General features: G+C 28.2%; 25 protein-coding genes and 1 riboswitch. All 25 genes read left to right on the forward strand.

Annotation, left to right across the window (positions count from 1 at the left end; translation table 11 throughout):
- The first annotated feature begins 10 nt into the window (after nucleotides 1-10).
- The 25 genes from IC175_RS15440 (at nucleotide 11) to IC175_RS15560 (ending at nucleotide 23,278) form a co-directional block, all read left to right on the forward strand.
- Nucleotides 11-403 carry a flagellar assembly protein FliW gene (locus IC175_RS15440; RefSeq protein WP_227831422.1) on the forward strand — a complete coding sequence of 131 codons (393 nt, stop codon included), beginning with the start codon at nucleotides 11-13 and terminating at the stop codon, nucleotides 401-403.
- Nucleotides 397-609 carry a carbon storage regulator CsrA gene (gene csrA, locus IC175_RS15445; RefSeq protein ID WP_227831421.1) on the forward strand — a complete coding sequence of 71 codons (213 nt, stop codon included), beginning with the start codon at nucleotides 397-399 and terminating at the stop codon, nucleotides 607-609. Before IC175_RS15440 ends, csrA begins: the two co-directional genes overlap by 7 nt.
- Nucleotides 610-631: 22 nt before the next feature.
- On the forward strand, nucleotides 632-1,024 hold the full coding sequence (gene fliS, locus IC175_RS15450) for a flagellar export chaperone FliS (RefSeq protein WP_227831420.1): 393 nt from the start codon (nucleotides 632-634) through the stop codon (nucleotides 1,022-1,024).
- Nucleotides 1,025-1,028: 4 nt separating this feature from the next.
- Entirely contained in the window at nucleotides 1,029-1,385 is a 357-nt protein-coding gene (fliS, locus tag IC175_RS15455) for a flagellar export chaperone FliS (RefSeq protein ID WP_227831419.1), read from the forward strand.
- Nucleotides 1,386-1,401: 16 nt separating this feature from the next.
- Nucleotides 1,402-2,919: a flagellar filament capping protein FliD gene (gene fliD, locus IC175_RS15460; protein ID WP_227831418.1), complete on the forward strand. Its 1,518-nt coding sequence runs from the start codon at nucleotides 1,402-1,404 to the stop codon at nucleotides 2,917-2,919.
- A gap of 14 nt (nucleotides 2,920-2,933) precedes the next feature.
- Complete coding sequence (locus IC175_RS15465) at nucleotides 2,934-3,269, forward strand: flagellar protein FliT (RefSeq protein ID WP_227831417.1); 336 nt, start codon at nucleotides 2,934-2,936, stop codon at nucleotides 3,267-3,269.
- 87 nt (nucleotides 3,270-3,356) lie between these two features.
- Nucleotides 3,357-4,205: a flagellin gene (locus IC175_RS15470; protein ID WP_227827782.1), complete on the forward strand. Its 849-nt coding sequence runs from the start codon at nucleotides 3,357-3,359 to the stop codon at nucleotides 4,203-4,205.
- A gap of 80 nt (nucleotides 4,206-4,285) precedes the next feature.
- Complete coding sequence (locus tag IC175_RS15475; protein ID WP_227851699.1) at nucleotides 4,286-6,436, forward strand: glycosyltransferase family 2 protein; 2,151 nt, start codon at nucleotides 4,286-4,288, stop codon at nucleotides 6,434-6,436.
- Nucleotides 6,437-6,463: 27 nt separating this feature from the next.
- The gene (locus IC175_RS15480) at nucleotides 6,464-8,323 is read left to right on the forward strand and encodes a bifunctional glycosyltransferase family 2 protein/class I SAM-dependent methyltransferase (protein ID WP_227851700.1); all 1,860 of its coding nucleotides are present in this window, start codon (nucleotides 6,464-6,466) and stop codon (nucleotides 8,321-8,323) included.
- Between the two features lie 46 nt (nucleotides 8,324-8,369).
- Complete coding sequence (locus IC175_RS15485; protein WP_227831414.1) at nucleotides 8,370-11,036, forward strand: glycoside hydrolase family 99-like domain-containing protein; 2,667 nt, start codon at nucleotides 8,370-8,372, stop codon at nucleotides 11,034-11,036.
- Nucleotides 11,029-11,697 (forward strand): glycosyltransferase family protein, encoded by a 669-nt coding sequence (locus IC175_RS15490; protein ID WP_227851701.1) that lies wholly within the window; start codon nucleotides 11,029-11,031, stop codon nucleotides 11,695-11,697. The genes IC175_RS15485 and IC175_RS15490 overlap by 8 nt, the downstream gene beginning before the upstream one ends.
- 248 nt (nucleotides 11,698-11,945) lie before the next feature.
- Nucleotides 11,946-12,034, forward strand: a riboswitch (cyclic di-GMP riboswitch).
- A 404-nt stretch (nucleotides 12,035-12,438) separates the two neighbouring features.
- On the forward strand, nucleotides 12,439-12,756 hold the full coding sequence (gene flgB, locus IC175_RS15495; protein ID WP_227434666.1) for a flagellar basal body rod protein FlgB: 318 nt from the start codon (nucleotides 12,439-12,441) through the stop codon (nucleotides 12,754-12,756).
- Nucleotides 12,757-12,763: 7 nt separating this feature from the next.
- On the forward strand, nucleotides 12,764-13,168 hold the full coding sequence (gene flgC, locus IC175_RS15500; protein WP_038811378.1) for a flagellar basal body rod protein FlgC: 405 nt from the start codon (nucleotides 12,764-12,766) through the stop codon (nucleotides 13,166-13,168).
- 9 nt (nucleotides 13,169-13,177) lie between these two features.
- Nucleotides 13,178-13,495: a flagellar hook-basal body complex protein FliE gene (fliE, locus tag IC175_RS15505; protein ID WP_227851702.1), complete on the forward strand. Its 318-nt coding sequence runs from the start codon at nucleotides 13,178-13,180 to the stop codon at nucleotides 13,493-13,495.
- Between the two features lie 24 nt (nucleotides 13,496-13,519).
- Entirely contained in the window at nucleotides 13,520-15,070 is a 1,551-nt protein-coding gene (gene fliF / locus IC175_RS15510; protein ID WP_227834871.1) for a flagellar basal-body MS-ring/collar protein FliF, read from the forward strand.
- Between the two features lie 12 nt (nucleotides 15,071-15,082).
- A complete protein-coding gene (gene fliG, locus IC175_RS15515) occupies nucleotides 15,083-16,153 on the forward strand; it encodes a flagellar motor switch protein FliG (RefSeq protein ID WP_227824827.1) in 1,071 nt (356 codons plus the stop codon).
- A complete protein-coding gene (locus IC175_RS15520; protein WP_227824826.1) occupies nucleotides 16,137-16,877 on the forward strand; it encodes a FliH/SctL family protein in 741 nt (246 codons plus the stop codon). The genes fliG and IC175_RS15520 overlap by 17 nt, the downstream gene beginning before the upstream one ends.
- Nucleotides 16,878-16,880: 3 nt before the next feature.
- Nucleotides 16,881-18,200, forward strand: coding sequence for a flagellar protein export ATPase FliI (gene fliI / locus IC175_RS15525; RefSeq protein ID WP_227834870.1), 1,320 nt, complete (start codon nucleotides 16,881-16,883; stop codon nucleotides 18,198-18,200).
- A gap of 27 nt (nucleotides 18,201-18,227) precedes the next feature.
- The gene (fliJ, locus tag IC175_RS15530; protein ID WP_227824824.1) at nucleotides 18,228-18,677 is read left to right on the forward strand and encodes a flagellar export protein FliJ; all 450 of its coding nucleotides are present in this window, start codon (nucleotides 18,228-18,230) and stop codon (nucleotides 18,675-18,677) included.
- A 28-nt stretch (nucleotides 18,678-18,705) separates the two neighbouring features.
- On the forward strand, nucleotides 18,706-19,908 hold the full coding sequence (locus tag IC175_RS15535; RefSeq protein ID WP_227851703.1) for a flagellar hook-length control protein FliK: 1,203 nt from the start codon (nucleotides 18,706-18,708) through the stop codon (nucleotides 19,906-19,908).
- A 17-nt stretch (nucleotides 19,909-19,925) separates the two neighbouring features.
- Entirely contained in the window at nucleotides 19,926-20,534 is a 609-nt protein-coding gene (locus tag IC175_RS15540) for a flagellar hook assembly protein FlgD (protein WP_227827769.1), read from the forward strand.
- Nucleotides 20,535-20,560: 26 nt separating this feature from the next.
- On the forward strand, nucleotides 20,561-21,559 hold the full coding sequence (locus IC175_RS15545) for a flagellar hook-basal body complex protein (RefSeq protein WP_227836178.1): 999 nt from the start codon (nucleotides 20,561-20,563) through the stop codon (nucleotides 21,557-21,559).
- Nucleotides 21,560-21,571: 12 nt separating this feature from the next.
- Complete coding sequence (locus IC175_RS15550; protein WP_054268815.1) at nucleotides 21,572-21,775, forward strand: flagellar FlbD family protein; 204 nt, start codon at nucleotides 21,572-21,574, stop codon at nucleotides 21,773-21,775.
- Nucleotides 21,775-22,593 carry a motility protein A gene (locus IC175_RS15555; protein ID WP_227434677.1) on the forward strand — a complete coding sequence of 273 codons (819 nt, stop codon included), beginning with the start codon at nucleotides 21,775-21,777 and terminating at the stop codon, nucleotides 22,591-22,593. Before IC175_RS15550 ends, IC175_RS15555 begins: the two co-directional genes overlap by 1 nt.
- On the forward strand, nucleotides 22,583-23,278 hold the full coding sequence (locus IC175_RS15560) for an OmpA family protein (protein WP_227483437.1): 696 nt from the start codon (nucleotides 22,583-22,585) through the stop codon (nucleotides 23,276-23,278). Before IC175_RS15555 ends, IC175_RS15560 begins: the two co-directional genes overlap by 11 nt.

Below are 23,278 nucleotides of genomic sequence, written 5' to 3' on the forward strand. Positions count from 1 at the left end.
TAACGAAGATATGATGAAAATTACATTAAAAAAAGGTATACTAGGGTTTGAAAATCTAAAAGAATATGAGCTTTTAGATATAGAAAATAATAATACTTTAAAAGAATTTAATTCTATTGAAGAAGATTGTATAGGATTTATTGTTGTATCACCATTTGAGATTATTGATGAATATGAGATAACTTTAAATCAAGATATAATAGAAAAACTCAAAGTAGAATCCCCTAATGATATTATAATATTTAATATATTAACTCTTGGACCAACTTTAAAAGAATCAACTGTGAATATGAAAGCTCCTATAATAATAAATATAAAAAATAATTATGGAATGCAAATAATCTTACAAGAAGAAAATTACAGTATAAGACATCCATTATTGAGAGGTGATGATGGATGTTAGTGATTTCTAGAAAAAAGGGAGAGTCAATACTTATAGGAGAAGATATTGAGATTAAGGTAGTAGGTGTTGATGGAAAGAATATTAAATTGGCTATATCAGCACCAAATGATATAGGAATACTAAGAAAAGAAATTTATGAAAAGATAAAAGATGAAAATATAAAGGCAACAAAGATAAATATAGAGATTTTAAGTAAATTAAAATAAAAGTATTTGGAGGAAGTAGTATATGTATGGAGAAAACCCTTATAATTCTTATAAGCAAAATTCAATATTTATGGCATCAAAGGAACAATTATTACTTATGCTTGTAGATGGTGCAGTGAAGTATACAAAGATAGCTAGACTATCCATTATAGATAAAAATATGCAAAGGGCACATAAAGAACTTGTTAGAGTCCAGGATATATTTACAGAGCTAATGGTTACGTTAGATCAAAGTGCAGGTAAATGGGCAAAAGATATGTATAAAGTTTATGATTTTGTAAGATATGAATTATCAAGAGCTAATATAAGAAAAGATATACAAGTAATAGATGAAGTATTACCAATAATAGAACAAATTAGGGATACTTGGTATGAAGCAGATAAAAAAAGTAAAGATGAAAGAACAAGAGGATAATTAAATGAGTTTAAACATAGAAAAATTACAATATTCTTCGCAAGAACAACTATTACTTATGCTTGTAGATGGAGCAGTAAAATATACAAGAGTAGCTAGGGCTGCTATTGTTGATAATGATATGGATAGTGCCCATAAGGAGTTAATTAGGGTACAAGATATATTTGCAGAACTTATGGTTACTTTGAATCAAGATGCAGGTCAGTGGGCAAAAGATATGTACAAAGTGTATGATTTTATAAAGTATAAATTGTCAAATGCAGATTTAAATAATGGTATACAAATAATAGATGAAGTTTTTCCAATAATAGAGCAAATTAGAGATATATGGTATGAGGCAAGTAGAAAAAGTAGAGAGTAATATAAGGAGGGTTATTATGTCAAATATAAGTCCAATTAGAGTTACAGGTCTCTCAGGTAGTTTTGATATGGAAGGTGTAATAGAGGCTAGTATGATAAAAGATAAGGAAGCTGTTGACAAAGCTAAACAAGCACAGCAGATAGTTAAATGGAAACAAGAAATTTATAGAGAGGTTATTCAAGATTCCAAGAATCTATATGATAAATACCTTAGTGTAACATCAGAAAATAGTATACTAAATAATAAAGCTTATTCATCACTGAGCATAAAGAGTTCTGATGAAAGTATAATATCAGCTAGTGGTTCAGCAGGAGCTGATAAGATAAATTATCAATTTGCAGTAAGTCAAATGGCTGAGCCTGCTAAACTTACAATAAAACTAAATACAACTTCTCCAATTGTTACACAGTTTCCTCCAAATGCGAGTGGTGCTAGTTCATTGACTATAGGTGATGTAAATATACCAATAACAGAGCAAGATACAACAAGTACTATAGTTAGTAAAATAAATTCTCTTTGTTCAGATACAGATATAAAAGCATCATATAGCGAAATGACAGGTGAACTAATTATTTCTAGAAAACAAACAGGTTTAGATTCAAAGATTGATTTAAAAGTAACAGGAAATGATGCATTGGCCAATCAAATATCAATAGAAAATGGTGTTGCTTCCACAGATGATGGAAGTGGGAACAAAGATTTTGTATTGGTAGGAAAGAATTTAGAAGCTAAAGTTACAGATTCTAAGGGTAGAGATACATACATAAGCAAATCTGAAAATGTATTTACTATAGATAATGTAGATTATACAGTTAATGGAAAAGGGAATGCAAAACTTACTTCTGTGACAGATACTGAAAAAGCAGTAAAGAATATGAAGGATTTTGTTGAAGATTATAATAAATTAATGGATAAAGTATATGGCTTAGTAACTACAAAAAAATCTCCAGATTACCCGCCTCTTACAGAAAGACAAAAAGAGGATATGACAACTGAGGAAATAGAGAAGTGGGATAAGAAGGCAAAAGAAGGAATACTTAGAAATGACAGTGAATTGAGATCCTTTGTTGAAGATATCCAAAAATCTTTTTTTGGCTCTTCAAGTAATATTAATCTTTTAAAAAGTATGGGTATAAGCGAACACGCGGATTACAATAAAAAAGGTCAGATATCATTTGATGAAGAAAAGTTTTCAAAGGCACTTGTAGAAGATAGTGATAAGGTTTATAAAAATTTGGCTGGATTTTCTTCAAATTTTGAAGATAAAGGTATGTTTGAAAAACTAAAAAGTATTGTGTATGAATATGCTGGTAGTTCTGGGTCGAAATTGGCTGAGAAATCAGGTATAGCAAAAACTGCATCTGCTAGTGAAAATATATATTCTAAAGATATTGCTGATAAAGAAAAAAATATAAATAGGCTTGTAGAAAAAATGAATGCTAAGGAGGCTAAGTTGTATAGCAAATATTCAGCTCTTGAATCTTTACTAAACAAATACAATTCTCAGATGAACTATTTTTCACAGAATAAATAAGAGTAGGAGGTATCATGAATGAATTAGAAGAAAAGATAAATCTATACAAAATTATATCTGAGCAAATTTTAAGTATGATTACAAATAACAAATATAAGGATATAAATAGCAAGCTGGATGAGAGACAAGATATTATAAATGGTATAAATGAAATTGATAAAGATTCTTTTATAGAAAAATACAATGAATTAGGAATGCTTGAAATCGATAATGAGATTAAAGGAATTCTTAATGAACAGTTAGCAATAGTGAAGAAAGAATTGTATGAATATAGACTAACAAAACAAGTTAATACGATGTATTCTAATTCAAACAGAGAAAAAATAAATATTTTCAATAAAAAAGTATAAAGTTAAGCACAATATGTCCGATTATATAATTAGATAAAATAATAGTAGAAATGACAAGGATGTCAATAACACTAAGGAGGGTAAATAATGAGAGTTAATACAAATGTAAGTGCTTTAATAGCAAATAACCAAATGGGAAGAAATGTAAGTGGACAAAGTAAATCTATGGAGAAATTATCTTCTGGGGTCAGAATAAAAAGAGCAGCAGATGATGCAGCAGGTCTTGCTATATCTGAAAAAATGAGAGCTCAGATTAAAGGTTTAGATCAAGCTGGAAGAAATGTTCAAGATGGTATATCAGTTGTACAAACTGCAGAAGGTGCGTTAGAAGAAACTGGTAATATACTACAAAGAATGAGAACTTTATCAGTTCAGGCTTCAAATGAGACTAATACTAAAGAAGAAAGAGAAAAAATATCTGATGAGTTAAGCCAATTAAATAGTGAAGTTGAAAGAATATCAACATCAACATCATTTAATGGAAAAACATTGTTAGATGGTAAGGCTACAGAAATAAAATTACAAGTTGGAGCAAATGATGCAAGTGATAACCAAATAACAGTTAATCTGATTAATACTGCAAGTGTAATGAGTACAGCTGGAATAACTGCTAGTGCAATATCAAGTTTAAATGATAGTGGAACAGTGGGTACTGCTAGTGCTAAAACAATGGTATCTAATCTAGATAAAGCACTTGCATCTATAAACTCAGCAAGAGCTAAATTAGGAGCACAACAAAATAGACTAGAATCAACTCAAAATAACTTAAATAATACATTAGAAAATGTAACTGCTGCTGAATCTAGAATAAGAGATACTGATGTAGCATCAGAAATGGTTAATTTGTCTAAGATGAATATATTAGTACAAGCATCACAATCAATGTTGGCTCAAGCAAATCAACAACCACAAGGAGTATTACAACTATTAGGATAATATAAAAAAGTAAGGGATAAAGAGTAAAGCATTGCTTTACTCTTTATTTTTAATAGTTTATCACAGAAAGGAATATGATTATGCTACTTAGTATTGTAATGATGGTTAAAAACGAAGAAAAATTTCTAGAAAAAACACTGAAATCATTGATTCCTGTTATAGAAAGTTTAGATAGTGAGCTTGTAATACTAGATACAGGTTCTCATGATAAAACTGTAGAAATAGCAAAAAAGTTTACAAATAATATCTATTTTCAAAAGTGGAATGATAATTTTTCAGATATGAGAAATAAATCAATATCTTATTCAAAGGGGGAATGGATACTTATAGTAGATGCAGACGAGATATTAACTAAGTATGAAGATTTATTAATGTTTTTTGAAACAGGAATGTATAAAAAATATAATTCTGCCTCAGTAAACCTAAAAAATATATTTGCAAATTTTGAGTCTGATGAGAGATTGACAACAACTGTGACACTAATGAGATTATTTAAAAATGATAATTTTAAATATGAGGGAAAAATTCATGAACAACCAATATATGAAGAACCAATATATAAAAACATAGCTGAATTTGATCATTATGGATATTTTTATGAGGACGAAGAGTTTAAACTTAATAAAACCAAAAGAAATGGAATATTATTATGTGCAGAGTTAAAAGAAAATCCTGATAATCCATATATAAATTATCAAATGGGTAAGAACCTAGTATCTGAAGGTGAAGAAGTAGAGTCACTTGAATATATAGAAAAAGCATATAAACTATATAGAAAACATGGAGATGTACCAGAATATGTATACACAAGTTTGGCAAATAGATATATTGTAAATGGAAAATATAAAGAGGCTGAAGATTTATGTACTAGATATATATCAAAAGATAAAAATAATATTGATATATATTACTATCTAGGTAATGTACAAAAATTTCTTGGAAAAATAAAAAACAGTATTATATCGTTTGAGAGATATATTTATCTTGTAGATAATTATGATATTAGTACACAGTCAAATTCTTTATTTGCTGATGGGAATTGTATGTCTAATAGAGATAATATCCTTTGCGAAATTATATTTATGTATTATGCGATGGAAGAATACAATAAAGTTATACAAAAGTATAATAATATAAATAAATATATATATAAAAGACAAGTAAATAAATTTTTATTTGCATCTTTAGAAAAAGTAAATAAGTTGGATGAAATATTGGAGTATTATAATAAATTACCAAATTCTAATGTAGAAAGAGATAGTTTTTTTTATGGACTAGAACAGTTAATCAAAAGCTTAAAGAAAGAGAAAAAGTTAAAACTTTATAGTATGCTTTCTGCTATAGAGGGAAATTATGGAAGATTAAATTATATAAGATTAAAAAATGAAATATCATTAGATGAATGCAAAGAAATATTAAAAAATGAAAAAAATCCTATTTATGGAGTGCTCATTAATATAGCATATGAAAATAAATTAGATATATTTAATACAGTAAATGATTTAGACGTAATCTGGATAGAAAAATATATGAGCTATGCTATTAAATATGATAATGAATTTGCTATCAGTTTATATAATTATATAAAATATGTTCCAACTACTTTTGAAATTGAAAAGATAAAAATTTATAAGGTAATATCTAAACTTATTTTAGATAACTGTAGTTTAGAAGAAAATAAATATATAGAATTATTTTATTTCTATATAGTATATTCTTATGAGTATATAAGGTTTTTATATAAAGAATTTGAGGATGCTGATTTATTAAAATATTTATGTAATGATATAGACAGATTTACAATAGAATTCAAATGTATGCTTTATAATAATGATAGTATAAATAATTTGGAGTATATTAATAAAATAAAAAACTTGATTAATGAGTATCCTTACTATAAAAGAATAATAAAAATATTAATAAAGGATTTTGAGGAAAGTTTAAATGAAAGTAATGAATTTAAGAAATTAAAGGATGAGTTTATTAATAATATAGAATGTATGATCAATAATGGAGAATTAAAAAGTGCTAAAATATTAATTGATGAATATTCCAGAACATTTAAAGATGATGCAAGAATTTTAAATATAAAAAGTATAATAATGATTATAGATAAAAATTTTAATGAGGCTGAGTTTATGTTAAAAAAAGCCTATTCTTTGGATATGTCAAATGAAGATACTTTATATAATATAAAATATCTTCATGAGTTGAGATATAATATGAAATAAATTTAATTTGAGAGGATAGTAATAAATATGAATGGATATATAAATTTGGATAATTCGATTGATTTTGTGGAAAAATATCAAATTAAAAATCAAGATGTACAAAATTTCACAAGTATAATTATATTAACTTATAATCAGCTAGAGTATACTAAACTGTGTATAGCAAGTATAAAAAAGTTCACATATGAAAATTCATATGAGATTATTGTTGTTGATAATAATTCAACAGATGGAACTGTGGAATGGTTAAAAAAACAAAATGACTTAAAAATCATATTCAATAATGAGAACAAAGGGTTTCCAAAAGGGTGTAATCAAGGAATTAAGATATCTAGTGGTAGAAATATAATTCTTTTAAATAATGATGTTATAGTAACTCCAAACTGGCTTTATAACTTGGATAAGGCATTATGGAGTAACAAAGATATAGGAGCAGTTGGAGCAGTTACTAATAATTGTTCATATTATCAAGAAATAAAAGTGGACTATAATTCTATAGAAGAATTAATTGAATTTTCAAGTAAATTTAATCAAGATAATGAGAACTATTGGGAGTATAGAATTAAGCTAGTTGGATTTTGTATGGCTATAAAAAAAGAAGTCCTAGATAAGGTTGGTCTATTAGATGAAATTTTTTCGCCAGGTAATTTTGAGGATGATGATATATGCTTTAGAATGATACAAAATGGATATAAATTAATTCTGTGTAAAAATACTTTTGTTCATCATTTTGGAAGTACTTCATTTAAAGAAGATATATGGAGATACAATGAAATATTAAACAACAATAGAGAGAAGTTTAGGGAAAAATGGAAATTTAGTGTTGAATATAGTAATAATATTAGATTTGATTTAATTGATATGATAGAAGAAGAAAAAAACAAAGAACTACATATATTGGAAGTAGGATGTGGGACAGGCGCAACACTTTTAGAACTAAAGAATCAATATAAAAATGCCAAAGTATATGGTATAGAATTATGTGAAAGCCCTGCTAAAATAGCGCAAAATATAACCAATGTATTAATTGATAATATAGAAACAATAAAAATTCCGTATAAGAAAAAATATTTTGATTATATAATTTTAGGAGATGTATTAGAACATTTAAATAATCCATGGGATGTGCTGCGTTCGTTTAGAGATTACATGAAAAAAGATGGCAATATAATTGCAAGTATTCCTAATATAATGCATGTAAGTGTGTTAAGAGAATTAATTTGTGGAAATTTCACATATGCTGAATGGGGAATTTTAGATAAAACACATTTAAGATTTTTTACATTAAGTGAAATTCAAAAACTATTTTCTGGAAACAATTATGATATAAATAGTGTATCTGCATCTATAGTTGGATTAACAGAGGAAGATGAAAAACTTATCGATTGTCTGTGTTCAATGTCAGGTGAAAATATGAGAGATCAGTATCAAGCGTATCAGTATAAAATAAAAGCAACATATGCTGTAGATCTAAATAGAGTTTATGAAGATAGTGATTTGATAGATTTAAAATACAGACTGATAAGAATTGACAACGAGATAGATATAGAAAGTAGTTTAGAGTATATATTTGGCATAGAAAGTAAATATGGCGACGAATTTATTGATTATGCAAGGTTCTTGATTGATGCTAATGTAATAAATAAGAATAAGGTTTTAAATAGAATTGGTGTAGAAGCTTATAATATAGGTTTATATGAATTATGTGTATCTATATTTATGTTGTCACTTGAATTTGATAGAAATGATGTTGACACAATCTACAATATTATTTCAATTTTTAATATTATGGGTGAAAATGAAATAGCAATGGATATACTAGAGAACAGTAATGAATTAATTAAGGGAAATAGTGACATTCAAGAACTGATGTTTTCATTTCAATAGAAGGATTATATAAGAAAAAATTTAGTACAAAAGGAGATTTGTGATAATGAATTATAATATGAGCTTGGATAATAATATGATAAATATTATAAGTGAATATGAATATAATAATGACAAAGTAAATACGAATTTTACAAGTATCATAATTTCAGTTCATAATCATATAGAATATACAAAACTATGTATTGAAAGCATAAGGAAATTCACATCTAAAGGAACTTTTGAAATAATAGTTATTGATAATGCATCAACTGATGGTACAATCAAATGGTTAAAATCGCAAAATGATTTGAAAATAATACAAAACAAAGATTATCCTATAGAAATGTTTACAGGGTATATTAGGGGAATAGAAGCTTCTAAAGGAGAAAGCATATTATTTTTGGAAAATAAAATTGTAGCCACACCGAATTGGTTAGATAATTTAAGCAAAGCTTTATATAGTGACAATAATATAGGTATAGTGTGTGCAGTATCAAATGAAGATTCTATATGTAAAAACATGAATTTAAAATATGACAATATATTAGATATGTTAGATTTTTCTAAATGCTTTAATGTGTCTAATAGTAAACTATGGGATTATAAATTTAGTTTATCTACTAGTTGTTTTTTAATCAAAAAAGAGGTATTGAATCAGATAGGAGAGTTAGATAAATTATTTACTTTGGAGCATTATATATTTCAGGATGTATTTCTGAGAGTAATAGATGAAGGATATAATTTACTTATGTGTAAAGATACATTTGTTCATTGCTTTAATAAAATACTTCACTATAGAGATGATGAGTTAAAATATATTAAAGAGATAAATAATGAAAGATTAAATTCAAAATGGAATTTTTATATGAAGAACAGTTCTAAAAATTATTCGGAAATTATACAGATGATTAAATCACGAAAGAAGGAGTCTATAAATGTATTAGAAATTGGATATGGTTTAGGAGAGGCTCTATTAGAGTTAAAAAATATCTATAGGAATGCTAATACTTATAGAACAAAAATTAATATAAATTCTGGAGAACTTGGAGAAATAGTATTTAATAATTTAATGCGAAACACAGAAGGAATCAATCTGAAAAGTATGTATGGATTATTTGATTATATTATATTTCCAAATACATTAAACTGTTTAAGAAACCCATGGGATGTATTAAGAAATATATATGAATATCTAAAAGAGGATGGATATATACTAGTCAGTGTGCCAAATATAATGCATATAAGTGTTATTAAAAAACTTATAAATGGGTCATTTTCATATTCAGATTCTGAAGTTTTAGATAAATCATACTTAAGATTTTTTACATTTAAAGAGATACATAAGTTATTTAAAGAAACAGGCTATGAAATAGTTGAAATATATTATAGTAAAACAGATATGGAAAGTGAAGAATTACAATTGATTGAAAATCTAAGTGATTTACTTACTAAAGATATTAAAGAGGAATACTTTGTAGATAAGTATTTCTTAAAAATACGCAAAAAAAATAAAAAATGTCTAGAGAATGATATAAACAAGTATAAAATGTACATAGATTATATACATAATAAGAACTCTTTTTTATCAGAATATAGTAAAGATATAAGATTAGATTATGAATTTAATAAAATAGATAGTAAACTCATAGCATACTATTTACCCCAATTTCACTTAGATGATAACAATAATGAATGGTGGGGTAGAGGAAGTACAGAATGGGATAATGTATCAAGAGCAATTCCACAATATATTGGACATTACCAGCCAAGATTACCTAAAGATCTTGGATTTTACAGTTTAGAATCTATAGATACATTTAAACGTCAAATACAATTGGCAAAAGGAAGTGGTATTTATGGATTTTCAATATACTATTATTTGAGTGGAGATGTAAAATTACTTAGAAAGCCATTAGATATCCTTTTAAATAATAAAGATTTGAAGATACCTTTTTGTTTATATTGGGCAAATGAAGACTGGACAAGAGGGTATAAAAGTGATAATAAGGAGATATTAGTAAAACAATTAGATACAAAAGAGGATTATAAAAATGCTATTTATGATATGAAAAGATACTTAGAGGATGATAGATATATTGAAATAAATAATAAAAAAGTTATAATGATATACAGACCGTTAAATATTCCTGACCCTATTGAAGTAATTGGTTTTTGGAGGGAATACTGTAAATTAAATAACATTGGGGATATTTACGTAATTGCTACAAAAGAACCTTGGGGTAAAGATAGCTCCTATTATCATCAGTGTGGGTTTGATGCAGCTAACGAATTTAGCCCACATGGAAATATAAGTACTGATTTATCTAAATATAGTATTATAAACAAAGAAATTGATTTTATAAAAGATAATTATGAAGGTAGAGTTTTTGATTATAGAGAATATGTTGAAAAGAGAAACTATATAGACTATGAATGTAACAAAATCTATAAATGTGTTACACCAAGTTGGGATAACACCCCAAGGAAAGCTGAAAAGTCGTGGATATTTGAAGGTTCATCTCCAAAATATTACTACATGTGGCTTAAAGATATTATGACTATGAATAAAAAAAATAGAAACTTAGATGAAGATATAGTTTTTATAAATGCATGGAATGAATGGGGAGAAGGTGCTATACTAGAACCATGTTCTAAATATGGATATGCATATCTTAATTCAACACAAAAAGCTATCAAGGATGTTAGGAGAGAATTCTTTAAATATGAATAATAAGAAAATTTGTTTTATAACAGCAGTTAATAATACATTGTCATATATAGAGTGTCTTTTCTATATAAGTAGACTAAAGAGACCTGAAGGGTTTGGAGTAGAAATAATATCTATAAGAGATGCATCATCTATTGCAAGTGCATATAATAATGCTCAGAGTAAATCTGATGCTATCTATAAAGTATATCTACATCAAGATGTTTTTATAATTAATGAAAATTTTATATATGATATTATGAGTATATTTGAAAGTAATAAATCAGTTGGAATGATTGGAGTTTGTGGTACAAAAAAATTATTTTGTGAAAATTATTGGCAAGTTGGAAAAGTATACGAGTCAAGTGTTACAGGAAAAATGTCATTATTAAGCTATGATGAAGTAGAGCAAGAATATGAAGAAGTGCTTGGTATTGATGGTCTAATAATGATAACTCAATATGATTTGAGATGGCGAGAAGATGTATTTGATGGATGGGATTTTTATGACTTATCTCAAAGTATAGAATTTATAAAAAATAAGTATAAAGTTGTAATACCAAACCAAAAAAAACCGTGGTGTGTGCATGATTCTGGGTTATTATATATTTCAGATGAATACTATAAATATAGAAAAATGTTTATTGATATTTATTCTGAGTTTATTGACACTGATAAAGTATAATAGTTTTTTAATATAAAAGCTATTTAAATTAAGATATGTGGGTTAATTATTCCATTCCCAATAAAATATTTAAACTAATAGATTAAATTTTATTGAGAATGGAATAAATGTTTTTGTTCAAATCTTATAAGATTACATTCAAAAATAAACACTATATCATACATTAAAAATTAAATTATAAAATAAAACAGAATAATATACACAAAAATATATTTAAAAAATTTGTTATTTATTGTATACTTAAGTTAAAACTAAATTGGCAAAACTAGAGAAATTTAGTGACGCAAAGCTATAGGGGCTAAGGTTTGTATATAAACTATGTCAGCCAGTTGCCAAAAAGAGTCCTAAGTATACTGTATATGTAGGATTAGTCGAATTGACTGCCTTTTTGGCGGTCATTTTGTTATGAAAAAATTACTTTATTACAGTAGAAAGTATATATAATAACAAATTTTACCAATTTATAATTTAAAATAAAGATAAAGCATATAAAAAGTGACTATTTTACAAAAAAAGGCAACTTTATAAAGAAATATTTAAATATATATTAAAATTTTTTTATATTTTTACTGGAGTTTACTAAGGGGAAATTTGTTTTCTTACTAAAATGATACATTATTATATTAATGTAATAGAAATGTAATTAATTTGAATAAATAAAGAAGTCATTTTTTGTAATATAGCAACTCTGTTTTTAATTAATAAATAGAGTAGATGAAAATCTTTTAAGGAGGAGTGAGTATGAATACATATGACATTATAAAAATGGGATTAGATGCAACTAATCTAAGAAGTCAGGCAATAGCGAATAATATAGCAAATATAAATACTGAAGGCTACAAAAAACATTACGTAACTTTTGAAGAAACATTAAATGATGCCATGCCTAAAATAGAAGAAAAAACAGACAATTCCAAGGGATTAAGAGTGGATGGTAATAATGTAGATATAGAAGAAGAAAAAGTAAATCAAGCAATGACAACGTTACAATACAATGCTTTGATAGGTTTTGCAAATGGTAAAATAGCAATGACCAAATCAATAATAAGTGGGAGGTAATTAGAAGATGAGTGTGTTCAGTGGAATGGAGATCTCTGCTAGTGGTTTAACAGCAGAAAGCTTGAAAATGGATATCATATCATCTAATGTAGCTAACATAAACGCTACAAGAGGTCCAAACGGGGAAGCATACAGAAGAAAAATTGTTTCCTTTGAAGAAAACTATGATAACAAATTAGGTATGCTAGGAGTAAAAGTCACATCTGTTGAAGATGATAAATCACCTCTTAAAGAAGTATATGACCCATCTCATCCAGATGCAAAGCCAAATGGATACGTAGAATATCCAAATGTAAATATATTGGTTGAAATGACAGATTTAATAACAGCTTCACGAGCATATGAGTCTAATATAGATACATTAAATGCTCAGAAGTCTATGATAGCAAAAGCACTGGAAATAGGAAAGTAGGGATAAATTATGCCAATTACACAAATTAACAATTTAATGCAAGGTGCAAAGTTAGATAATTTAATTGGAGAAACAAAACCATTAAATTTTAATAATAAAGAAGAAAAAAAGAATTTCGAAGATATAATAATGGATACTATAGATAAAGTCAATTTTCAGCAAGTTACAGCAGATAATATGAAAGAAAAATTTATAAAAGGCGAAGATGTTTCTATGCATGAAGTTATGTTAAAAGGTCAAGAAGCACAACTATCTATGCAATATTTAATAGAAGTTAGAAATAAGATTCATGATGCATATCAAGAAATGAATAAAGTACAAATTTAGCCTTTTGAACAGGAGTAATAATCAATGATAGCCAGTTTTAAAAATAAGATTAAGGAGCAAGTTGCTAAATCTAGGACAAAAATAAGTTCTCTAAAAAAGGGAACTAAGATAGCATTAGGTATAGGGATTGTTGCTATATGTTTAGCGCTAGTATTTACAGCAATATCTGCAAGCAAAAATAAGTATGCAGTCTTATTTTCAGAACTAGATGTTCAAGATGCTGCAGATATATCAGCAGAATTAGAGTCTAGAAAGATAGATACCAAGGTAAAAGGAAGTACAATTTATGTTCCTAGAACAGAAGTTGATAAGTTGAGATTAGAGTTAGCTCCAAGTTTGACAAGTGGTTCTAAAGGATTTGCACTTATGGATGATAGTTCATCAATAGGTCTTACTGATGAAGAGTTTCAAATTAAGAAGCAACGAATGATACAAGGAGAAATAGAAAAAACAATCAAGAGTTTTCCTCAGGTGGAAGATACTAGAGTACATATAACATTTGGTGAGTCTTCTGTATTTGAGAAGGAAGCTGTTCCAGGAAGTGCAGCAGTTTATTTGATGCTAAAGCCAGGAACTACTTTAGAGAAAAATCAAATAAAATCTGTTATGGCACTTGTATCAGGAAGTGTTACAAATATACCAGAGAAAAATGTTCAAGTTATTGATAACAAAATGAACTTATTATCTGAAGGCATCTTAGATGATGAAGAAGTTGATGAAAACAATCAACCGATAAATGGTGCTATTAGTATTGATAAAAATAAGGCATCTGAGCAGGCGTTGAATAAACAATTAGAAAAATCTATTTTAGATATGTTAGAACCAATATTTGGTACAGGAAAAGTAAAAGCTACAGTAAATGCTGATTTGAGTTTTGATACAGCTGAAAAAACTGAAATAAAAATTGACCCTGATAAAGTTGCTATAAAGGAAACAAGGTCAAAAAATTCATCTAAATCTGCAACAAATAATGTCCAAGGTGTAGATGCTAATATGAATAACCAAGGAAATAAAAATGGTACTAATACAGAAGATAGTTTAGATGAGAGTTTTGAATATGAAACAGGTAAGATTGAAACTCACACTATAGTTGCGCCTGGAGAACTTAAAAGATTGACAGCTTCTGTTGCTATAGATGGAAAAATAGCTAAAGGTGTTCAAGCTGATGTGGAAGATATTGTTAATAATGCTATAGGCATGGATGGAGCTAGGGGAGATACTCTTAGCGTTGTTTCAATGGTATTTGACCCTAAAGGTAAGGCAGAAGCTAAACAAGAAATGGAAGATATTGAAAAAGAAGGATTCAAAAACAATATAATAAAAGCGGTTGTTGGAGTAGTAGCAGTTGTTGCAGTAGGTGTTATTGGATACTTAATATATAAAAAGAGAAGTGAACAAGAAGATATGGATTATGAAGATGAAGTTTATAGTACTAATTCTAATTCTATTGATAAGAAAGACAATCCTCTATTAGGGGATGACCCAGAATTGACATTAGAGGAAGCTGTTAAAATGTATGCAGAAGAAAAACCAGACCAAGTCACAGAGATAATAAAAACTTGGTTAAATGAGTAAGGGGGATAGAAAGTGTCCGCGGAAATTACAAATGTTAATGCGTTTGATTTAAGTGATATAAGTGAAAATGATAAGAAAGAGAAGGTAGAAGGTGAAGGTTTAAAAAAAGCCGCTGTACTGTTAATGACATTAGGTCCAACTGTGGCTAGTGATATAATAAAAAGTCTACCAGATAAACAAGTTCAAAAAATAGGTTTGGAAATTGCAAATATTTCTTCAATAGCTTCAAAAGAAAGAAGAGAAATATTAAAAGAGTTTGTAGAAATAAATAAAGCGAAAGATTATGTTATAGAAGGCGGGCTTGAATATGCCAAAGAATTGTTAAGTAATGCTCTGGGAAATGCCAAAGCAAGTAAATTACTTGAAGGTATATCAATAGATACAAGTACAAAACCTTTTAAACATATTATAAAACTAGATGTAAAGAAGATATTAGAAATACTTAGAAATGAAAGTGCACAGACTATAGCCATTTTACTTGCACATATGGAACCTGAAAATGGTGCAGAAGTTTTAGCTTATTTAGATTTTGATTTACAAAATGAAGTAGCTATGAGAATAAGTTCAATGGGTTCAATATCTCCAGATGTTATAAGTGTAATTGAAAGCTCATTAGAGGATAAATTGCATTCAATAAGTGGTGAAGATTTTAAAGACTATGGAGGAATAGCTACCTTAGTTCAAATATTACTTAATTCTGATAGAAAAACAGAAAAGAATATTTTGAATACTATTGAAGAAAAAGACCCAGCCTTAGCAGCTCAAATTAAATCTAATATATTTGTATTTGAAGATATTGTCAAGTTAGATGATATAAGCATACAGAAAGTACTGAAAGAAGTAACTATGAAGGATTTAGTATATGCTTTAAAAGGTGTGGATGATGAAATATCAGATGCTATATATAGAAACCAATCTTCTAGAGCAGCAGAAGCACTTAAAGAAGAAATGGAAATGGTTGGTGTCATAAAGGTTACTCAGGTTGAAGGTGCTCAACAAAAAATAGTAAGTATTGTAAGGAAACTTGAAAGAGAAGGTGCCATAACTATTGTAAGGAATTTTGGTGATGACTTTGTTGAATAATAAAATTATTAAAAGTAAAAAAGCATCATATAAAGGAGTGCTGGACTTATCTATAATAGATAAAGCTAGATTGGGAGAATCAAATATAAACGAGGATAATGATTGTAGATTTAGAGATGAAGTAATAAAAGAAGCTATAGAATCTGCTGAGATAAAAAAGAATGAGATATTGGAAGAAGCAAAAATAAACGCACAAAATATAGAAAAGCAAGCATATGAAAAAGGATATAGTCAAGGCCAGAAAAATGGATATGAGGATGGATATAAAGAGTCGTATAATGAGTATACCCAAAAAGCTAAAGATGAAGCAGATTCTATAAGAAATCAGGCAAATTTAATCTTATTACAAGCTAATGAGAAAATGACTGAGTACATAAAAGAAAAAAATAAAGAGATTATAAGACTTGCTATTAATATGGCTAGTTCTGTGCTAAAAAATCACTTTGAAGATGAAGACTCTATGAGCGATTTGTTAAAACAAATTATTCAAGATTATGAAGGAAGTAGTTCATTCATAGTAAGATGTAATTCTTTCTATAAAGACAATATAGAGAAAGAGTTTGAATTATTTAAAGAAGAAACATCATTAAAATCAAGTGTATTTGTTATCGCAGATGATAGTATAGATAAAGGAAATGCTATTATACAAAAGGAAAATGGAAGAATAATAGTTGGTATTGATTGTGCTATGGAAAAACTAAAAGAAGAATTGCTTGGTGAATAAAATATGTATAAAACTGATATCTCTATAGATTTTGACAAAATAAATAAGAAAATAGAAAATTTAGAACTCACTATATCAGAAGGTAGAGTTAAAAAGATAATAGGACTTACTGTAGAAGTTGAAGGAATAAAAGCTTTTGTTGGCGAGTTATGTGTTATATATAATCAAGTCAATAAGCCAGTGAATTGTGAGGTAGTAGGATTTAAAGATAAAGAAGTAATATTAATGGCATTAGGAGAGTTAACATTAATATCACCTGGTTGTAAAGTTATTTCTAAGGGGATACCTCTAAGTGTTATGTGTAGTGATAATTTACTAGGTAAAGTACTTGATGGTCTTGGAAATCCTATAGATAACTCAGAAATTGTTTTAGGAGATAGATACAACTTGAATAATGAACCTCCTGACCCAATGAAGAGAAAAAAGATACGAAATATAATGGAAACAGGTGTAAGAGCAATAGACGCATTTACTACTTGTGGTGAAGGACAGAGAATAGGAATATTTGCAGGAAGTGGAGTAGGTAAGAGTACAACGCTAGGTATGATTGCTAGAAATGCAAAAGCAGATGTAAATGTAATTGCCCTTGTTGGAGAAAGAGGAAGAGAAGTATTAGACTTTATTGATAAAGACTTAGGTGAAGAGGGAATGAAAAAATCTGTTGTTGTATGCGCAACATCAGATAAAGCACCATTAGTTAGACTTAAAGGTGCCCTTACAGCCACTGCAATAGCCGAATACTTTAGAGACCAAGGGAAAAAGGTAATACTTATGATGGATTCTGTGACTAGATTTGCTATGGCGCAAAGAGAAGTTGGAATAGCTATAGGAGAGCCACCAGCACAAAAAGGATACACACCATCTGTATTTGCAATTTTACCAAAACTCATGGAGAGAACAGGGACATCAGATAAAGGCTCTATAACCGCTTTTTATACAGTATTAGTTGATGGAGATGATTTTAATGAGCCAATAGCAGATACTACAAGAGGAATACTTGATGGTCATATAGTTCTATCTAGAGATTTAGCTAACAAGAATCATTATCCTTCTATAGATGTTTTAAATAGTTTAAGTAGACTTATGAATGAAATTGCTTCAAAAGAAGATATAAAAGTAGCATCTTTTGCAAGAGATATGCTCTCTGAATATAGGGAGGCAGAAGATTTGATAAATATAGGTGCATATGCTTCAGGGACCAATAAAAAAATAGATGAAGCAATCTATTATCATGAGCATATTATCAATTTTTTAAAACAAGGGATAAATGAAAAGAGTTCTTTTAACGAAACTATAAGTAGTTTGAAAAGAATATTTGAATAAATAATTAAAAAAATATTTGAATAGGTTGTGATAGAGTTGGATAAGAACTTTAAGTTTAGATTACAGAAGGTTTTAGACTTAAAAATGAAAGATGAAGAGAAGATAAAAATGGAATTTGCTAAGATTCAACAAAAAAAAATAGATATAGAAAATAATTTAGAAAACCTGGAAAGTAATTATAACAAGTATTCAATAAGTAAAAATAATGATAGTATTCAAAATCAAAAAATAACTATTAACTATTTGTTAGCTTTAAATAACTCTATAAAAGATTTATCAGAGGAATTGGACAAGTCAACAAATGAACTTGAAAAGGCTAGAAAACAACTCATAGATAAGCAGATAGAAAGAAAATCATTAGAAAAACTAAAAGAAAAAAAATATGGTCAATATTATAAAGAAGAAAATTTAAAAGAACAAAAAACTAATGATGAGTTTGCAAGCATGAGTTATTTGAGAAAAAGACAAGTTCTATAAGAAGAGTAGGAAGTGAGGATATTATTGTATGAAGATACAAGCAGACTCTTATAATGTTATTAAAGATATTGGGAATAAAAAGAGTTCATCTAAGAATAAAGATGTGAAAAATAATAAATTTGAGGATAATCTATATAAGGCAACAGATAATGGACAAGTTAAAGACAAAAAAGAAACAAGTGATCAAAATATCAGTTCAAATAAATCAGAAGATAGTGATAATGAGTGTCATTCAGATGTAGATAAAAGTAATCACTTAGAGGATGAAAGTACATATGAAAAAGATTGTAGTAAGAATAATGAGATTTTACAACAATTATTGAATCTTTTAAAAAATAATACTGAAAAAGATAAAGATATAAATTCTATATTGAATGGTATGGAAAAACTAAACATATCGGATGAGTTGAAACAAGAGCTTAAACTTAATAAAAATATATTGAATAATATTGTAAAGCAAAATGCAGAGTTAAATAAGGCTGACATGAATAACTCTAATGATATGCAAAATTTAGACATGATGAAGTTAAGAGAGTTTTTAGATAATAATGTTAATGAAAACTTTGAAGTAATTAGTAAAACTACAGAGGATGATAATAAAAGCATAGATTTATATAATTTTGATAGTAATAGAATGGATAACCTTAATTCAAATAAGAAAAGAGATGATAACTCTGATATTTTGGAAAAACTAGCAGGTATTAATGAAAATAAAAGTGGAAACTTTGGTCAAGTAATAAATAAAAGCATGGATATAAACAAAGTTAAAAATGATAATGTTGACTTAAAACATATAGAATCAAATGTTATGGACGATTCTATCAAAGCTATTAAACATATGAAAACAAATGACATCCAAGAATTAACAATTAGATTAAGGCCAAAAGAATTGGGAGATATGAACATACAATTATTGAAAGATAACGAAAGTATGAAAGCTGTTGTGACTGTTTTTAATAAAGATGTTTTTGACTCTATAAATAAAAATATAACAGATTTAAAGCAACATCTTGAACTTACAAATGTAAATATAAAAGATGTATTCGTGCAAATGCATAGTGATAATAGAAGTACATCAGATACTTTTGATAAAGCATTCGAACAACAAAATAGACAAAATAACCAAGAAAATATGAATAAGCAGGATACAAATAATAAGCGTAACAATATGGTCATAGAAGATGAAATTAAAGAAAATATTGATGATGATAGAGTAGATTTATTAGCTTAATAAGGGGGAAATACTGTATGTATGGAGTGGCAACAGCTTTAGCAGGGGCTCAAGGAAACTATAGGTCAAATAACTTGAGCCAACTTGAAAGAAATATTAATGATATTGCTAATAAACAAGTTAGAAGTAAAGGAAATCAGACAGTAACAGATAATGGAACTCCAATTATAGGACAGGGTGATGATGCTGATAAAGACTTGTTTATGAAAATACTTGTAGCACAAATGGGTAATCAAGACCCAATGAATCCACAAGACCCAACAGAGTATGTATCACAATTAGCTCAGTTTGCAACTTTAGAAAAGATGTCAGCTATGAACGACAAGCTAGATATACTCTTAGCTTTAAGTAACTCTACTCTAATAAACTCTGCTTTGAGTATGGCAACGTCATTAATTGGTAAAGAAGTAGAAGTATCCGGAGAAGAGAAGGAAGATGAAAACATTGTAGGTGTAGTAAAGTCTACATATATAAAAGATGGAGAGGTACACTTAGAACTGAAAGTAGATGGTAGTGATAAAACTGTAGATGTTAAATATGAAAAATTACTTAAAATAGGAGAAGTAGATACAACTTCAGGAGAAGAAAATAACCCACCAGAGCAAGAATCTCCTGAACAAGAATAATATTAAATTAGAAAAGAGGTAAATTCATGATAAAAGCGATGTATTCAGGTGTAAGTGGAATGAAAGCAAATCAAACTAAACTAGATGTAATAGGTAACAATGTAGCAAATGCTGGGACTACTGCTTTTAAGAAAAGTTCAGCTAGAATAACAGATTCATTTTATCAAACTGTACTATATGCAAGTGCTCCAACAGCTGCATTAGGGGGAACAAACTTAGGACAAGTAGGTGTAGGTAGTAAGATATCAAGTATAAATAAAGATATGACACAAGGAAATGTACAGCCAACTAATAGACCATCAGATTTAATGATAGATGGCGATGGGTATTTTCCAGTTGGAAGACAAGGAAACTTAATGTACACAAGAGATGGTTCCTTCAACTTAGATACAGGATTTACAGCAGGAGCTGGTGCACTACAAGGTGTTAAGGGTGGTAGACTGGTAAATGGAGATGGATATATGTTAGTAGGTCAAATTATGACTGGAAAATATGATGCTACTAAAGGAACTTTTGAACCTGATGCAACTCCTGGTATTGGATGGCCAAAGGAGGAAGTAGTAATACCTCTTCAAAGTATAAGTCCCAAAGATGGAACTGTTCAAAATGTATTAGAGTACAATATATCAAAGGATGGGACAATAGAATTTTTACTAAGTGATGGACAAAGAACTCAATTTGTATATAATATACCTGCAAATTCAGAAGTTGGTAAACCACCTAATCCTGCTATAGCTGATATAACAAAGGGAACAATGCAAAAAGTACAAATATATGCATTTCAAAATCCAGCAGGACTAGATGCAGAAGGAGGAAACTTATACAAGCCATCAGCAAACTCAGGAGACCCACAAATAGCAGGAGCTACAGGAACAATAATACAAGGAGCAATAGAAGCTTCCAATGTAGACATAGCAGAAGAATTTACAGAAATGATAATAGCAAGTAGGTCTTTCCAAGCAAACAGTAAAATAATATCTACATCAGATGAGATACTTCAAGAAATAATAAGTCTTAAGAGATAGTAGGTACATAGTATGATAAGAGTAACAGACTTAAACGGAAGAAGCTACATATTAAACTCAGACCTTATAGTAAGAATTGACTCCGTTCCAGAAAGTAGAATATTACTTACAACAGGAGAAAAAAATCTTGTAAAAGAGTCTGTAGATGAGATAGTAGATAAAGTGATAAAGTATAAAAGGAAAATAAATGTAGGTTATATTAGGAGCGAAAAGTAATGAAAAAAACAGATTCACTGACATTCATTGGACTAATATTATCTACAGTATTAGTTTTATTTGGAGCAGTAAAAGGAAGTAGTTCAGGATTAAAAAGTTTCTTTGATTTTTCATCAATATTAATAACAGTATTTGGGTCATTTGGAGCGTTGATGATTACATTTACTATTGATGACATGAAACTTATAAAAAATGCATTACAATACTCATTTAAAACAACAAGTATATCAAGATTAGACTTATTGAATCAATTTAAAGCACTTTCAAAAAAAGCAAGAAGAGAAGGTCTTTTGTCAATAGAAAGTGATGTAATGAAAATACAAGACCCATTTATGAAAAAAGGATTAGAGTTATGTATTGATGGTCTGGAAGTCAATGAAATAAGGTCTATATTAGAATTAGAGATAGATTCTGTTGAAGATACAAATAACAGATATTCAAAGATATTTAAAACTTGGGGAACATTTGCACCTGCATTTGGAATGTTAGGGACTCTAATCGGTCTTATACAAATGCTATCTGACCTTACGTCACCAGATTTGATTGCTTCTGGTATGGGAAAGGCGTTAATTACAACATTTTATGGTTCTCTACTTGCAAATATTGCTTTAAATCCAATTGCATATAACATAGATGAAAAAACGGAAAAAGAAGTTTACATAAAAGAGATGATGCTGGAAGGTATAATAAGCATACAATCTGGTGAAAGCAGTATAGTAGTTGAGGAACGTTTAGCGACATACCTTTCAAAAACTGAAAAATTACAGTTTATGAAATCCAATAAAAATACAGAAAGAGCAATGAGTAATGGCGCGTAGAAAAAATAAAAAAAAAGATGAGATAAATCCAGATGCATGGTTGGCCACTTATGCAGACACAATAACTCTAATTCTTACATTTTTTGTACTTCTATATGCAACATCAGTTGTAGATATGGAAAAATTTAAAAATATATCAGATGCATTAAAAGGTCAGTTTTCTGGAGTAAGTATGTTTAACACAGGTTCAAGTACAAGTGCGAAGTCTCCAATAGATAGTGGTTTAGTGGATAAAAATGATAAGTCAGATTTAGAACAAGATTTAAAAGATAAGGTTAATAATTCTAACTTGCAAAATAGTGTAACAGTTAAGGATGATAGTAGAGGGATTTTATTAGAGTTAGATGACTCAATATTATTTGACTCTGGGAGTTCGGAGTTAAAAGTTGATAGTAAAGCTACTCTAAATAAAGTATATGACATGATAAAAATGATGAAAAATAAGATAGTTATAGAAGGTCATACTGATAATGTACCTGTAAAATCAAGTACACATGAGTCCAATTGGGATTTATCTTCTAGTAGAGCAGTAAGTGTTGTAAGATACTTTGTAGAAGAAAAGGGCATGGACCCTAAATTGTTTTCAGCAACAGGATGTGGAGAGTATCAACCTTTAGTTTCAAATGATACAGCAAAGGGAAGAGCTGAAAATAGAAGAGTTAATATACTTATAACTATCGACTAG

This window comes from Clostridioides sp. ES-S-0123-01, from assembly GCF_020658415.1.
GTDB lineage: Bacteria > Bacillota > Clostridia > Peptostreptococcales > Peptostreptococcaceae > Clostridioides.

Coding starts and splice junctions, on each gene's coding strand:
- IC175_RS15440 (WP_227831422.1), top strand. CDS start 11: ATGATGAAAATTACATTAAAAAAAGGTATACTAGGGTTTGAAAATCTA.
- csrA (WP_227831421.1), top strand. CDS start 397: ATGTTAGTGATTTCTAGAAAAAAGGGAGAGTCAATACTTATAGGAGAA.
- fliS (WP_227831420.1), top strand. CDS start 632: ATGTATGGAGAAAACCCTTATAATTCTTATAAGCAAAATTCAATATTT.
- fliS (WP_227831419.1), top strand. CDS start 1,029: ATGAGTTTAAACATAGAAAAATTACAATATTCTTCGCAAGAACAACTA.
- fliD (WP_227831418.1), top strand. CDS start 1,402: ATGTCAAATATAAGTCCAATTAGAGTTACAGGTCTCTCAGGTAGTTTT.
- IC175_RS15465 (WP_227831417.1), top strand. CDS start 2,934: ATGAATGAATTAGAAGAAAAGATAAATCTATACAAAATTATATCTGAG.
- IC175_RS15470 (WP_227827782.1), top strand. CDS start 3,357: ATGAGAGTTAATACAAATGTAAGTGCTTTAATAGCAAATAACCAAATG.
- IC175_RS15475 (WP_227851699.1), top strand. CDS start 4,286: ATGCTACTTAGTATTGTAATGATGGTTAAAAACGAAGAAAAATTTCTA.
- IC175_RS15480 (WP_227851700.1), top strand. CDS start 6,464: ATGAATGGATATATAAATTTGGATAATTCGATTGATTTTGTGGAAAAA.
- IC175_RS15485 (WP_227831414.1), top strand. CDS start 8,370: ATGAATTATAATATGAGCTTGGATAATAATATGATAAATATTATAAGT.
- IC175_RS15490 (WP_227851701.1), top strand. CDS start 11,029: ATGAATAATAAGAAAATTTGTTTTATAACAGCAGTTAATAATACATTG.
- flgB (WP_227434666.1), top strand. CDS start 12,439: ATGAATACATATGACATTATAAAAATGGGATTAGATGCAACTAATCTA.
- flgC (WP_038811378.1), top strand. CDS start 12,764: ATGAGTGTGTTCAGTGGAATGGAGATCTCTGCTAGTGGTTTAACAGCA.
- fliE (WP_227851702.1), top strand. CDS start 13,178: ATGCCAATTACACAAATTAACAATTTAATGCAAGGTGCAAAGTTAGAT.
- fliF (WP_227834871.1), top strand. CDS start 13,520: ATGATAGCCAGTTTTAAAAATAAGATTAAGGAGCAAGTTGCTAAATCT.
- IC175_RS15520 (WP_227824826.1), top strand. CDS start 16,137: ATGACTTTGTTGAATAATAAAATTATTAAAAGTAAAAAAGCATCATAT.
- fliI (WP_227834870.1), top strand. CDS start 16,881: ATGTATAAAACTGATATCTCTATAGATTTTGACAAAATAAATAAGAAA.
- IC175_RS15535 (WP_227851703.1), top strand. CDS start 18,706: ATGAAGATACAAGCAGACTCTTATAATGTTATTAAAGATATTGGGAAT.
- IC175_RS15540 (WP_227827769.1), top strand. CDS start 19,926: ATGTATGGAGTGGCAACAGCTTTAGCAGGGGCTCAAGGAAACTATAGG.
- IC175_RS15545 (WP_227836178.1), top strand. CDS start 20,561: ATGATAAAAGCGATGTATTCAGGTGTAAGTGGAATGAAAGCAAATCAA.
- IC175_RS15550 (WP_054268815.1), top strand. CDS start 21,572: ATGATAAGAGTAACAGACTTAAACGGAAGAAGCTACATATTAAACTCA.
- IC175_RS15555 (WP_227434677.1), top strand. CDS start 21,775: ATGAAAAAAACAGATTCACTGACATTCATTGGACTAATATTATCTACA.
- IC175_RS15560 (WP_227483437.1), top strand. CDS start 22,583: ATGGCGCGTAGAAAAAATAAAAAAAAAGATGAGATAAATCCAGATGCA.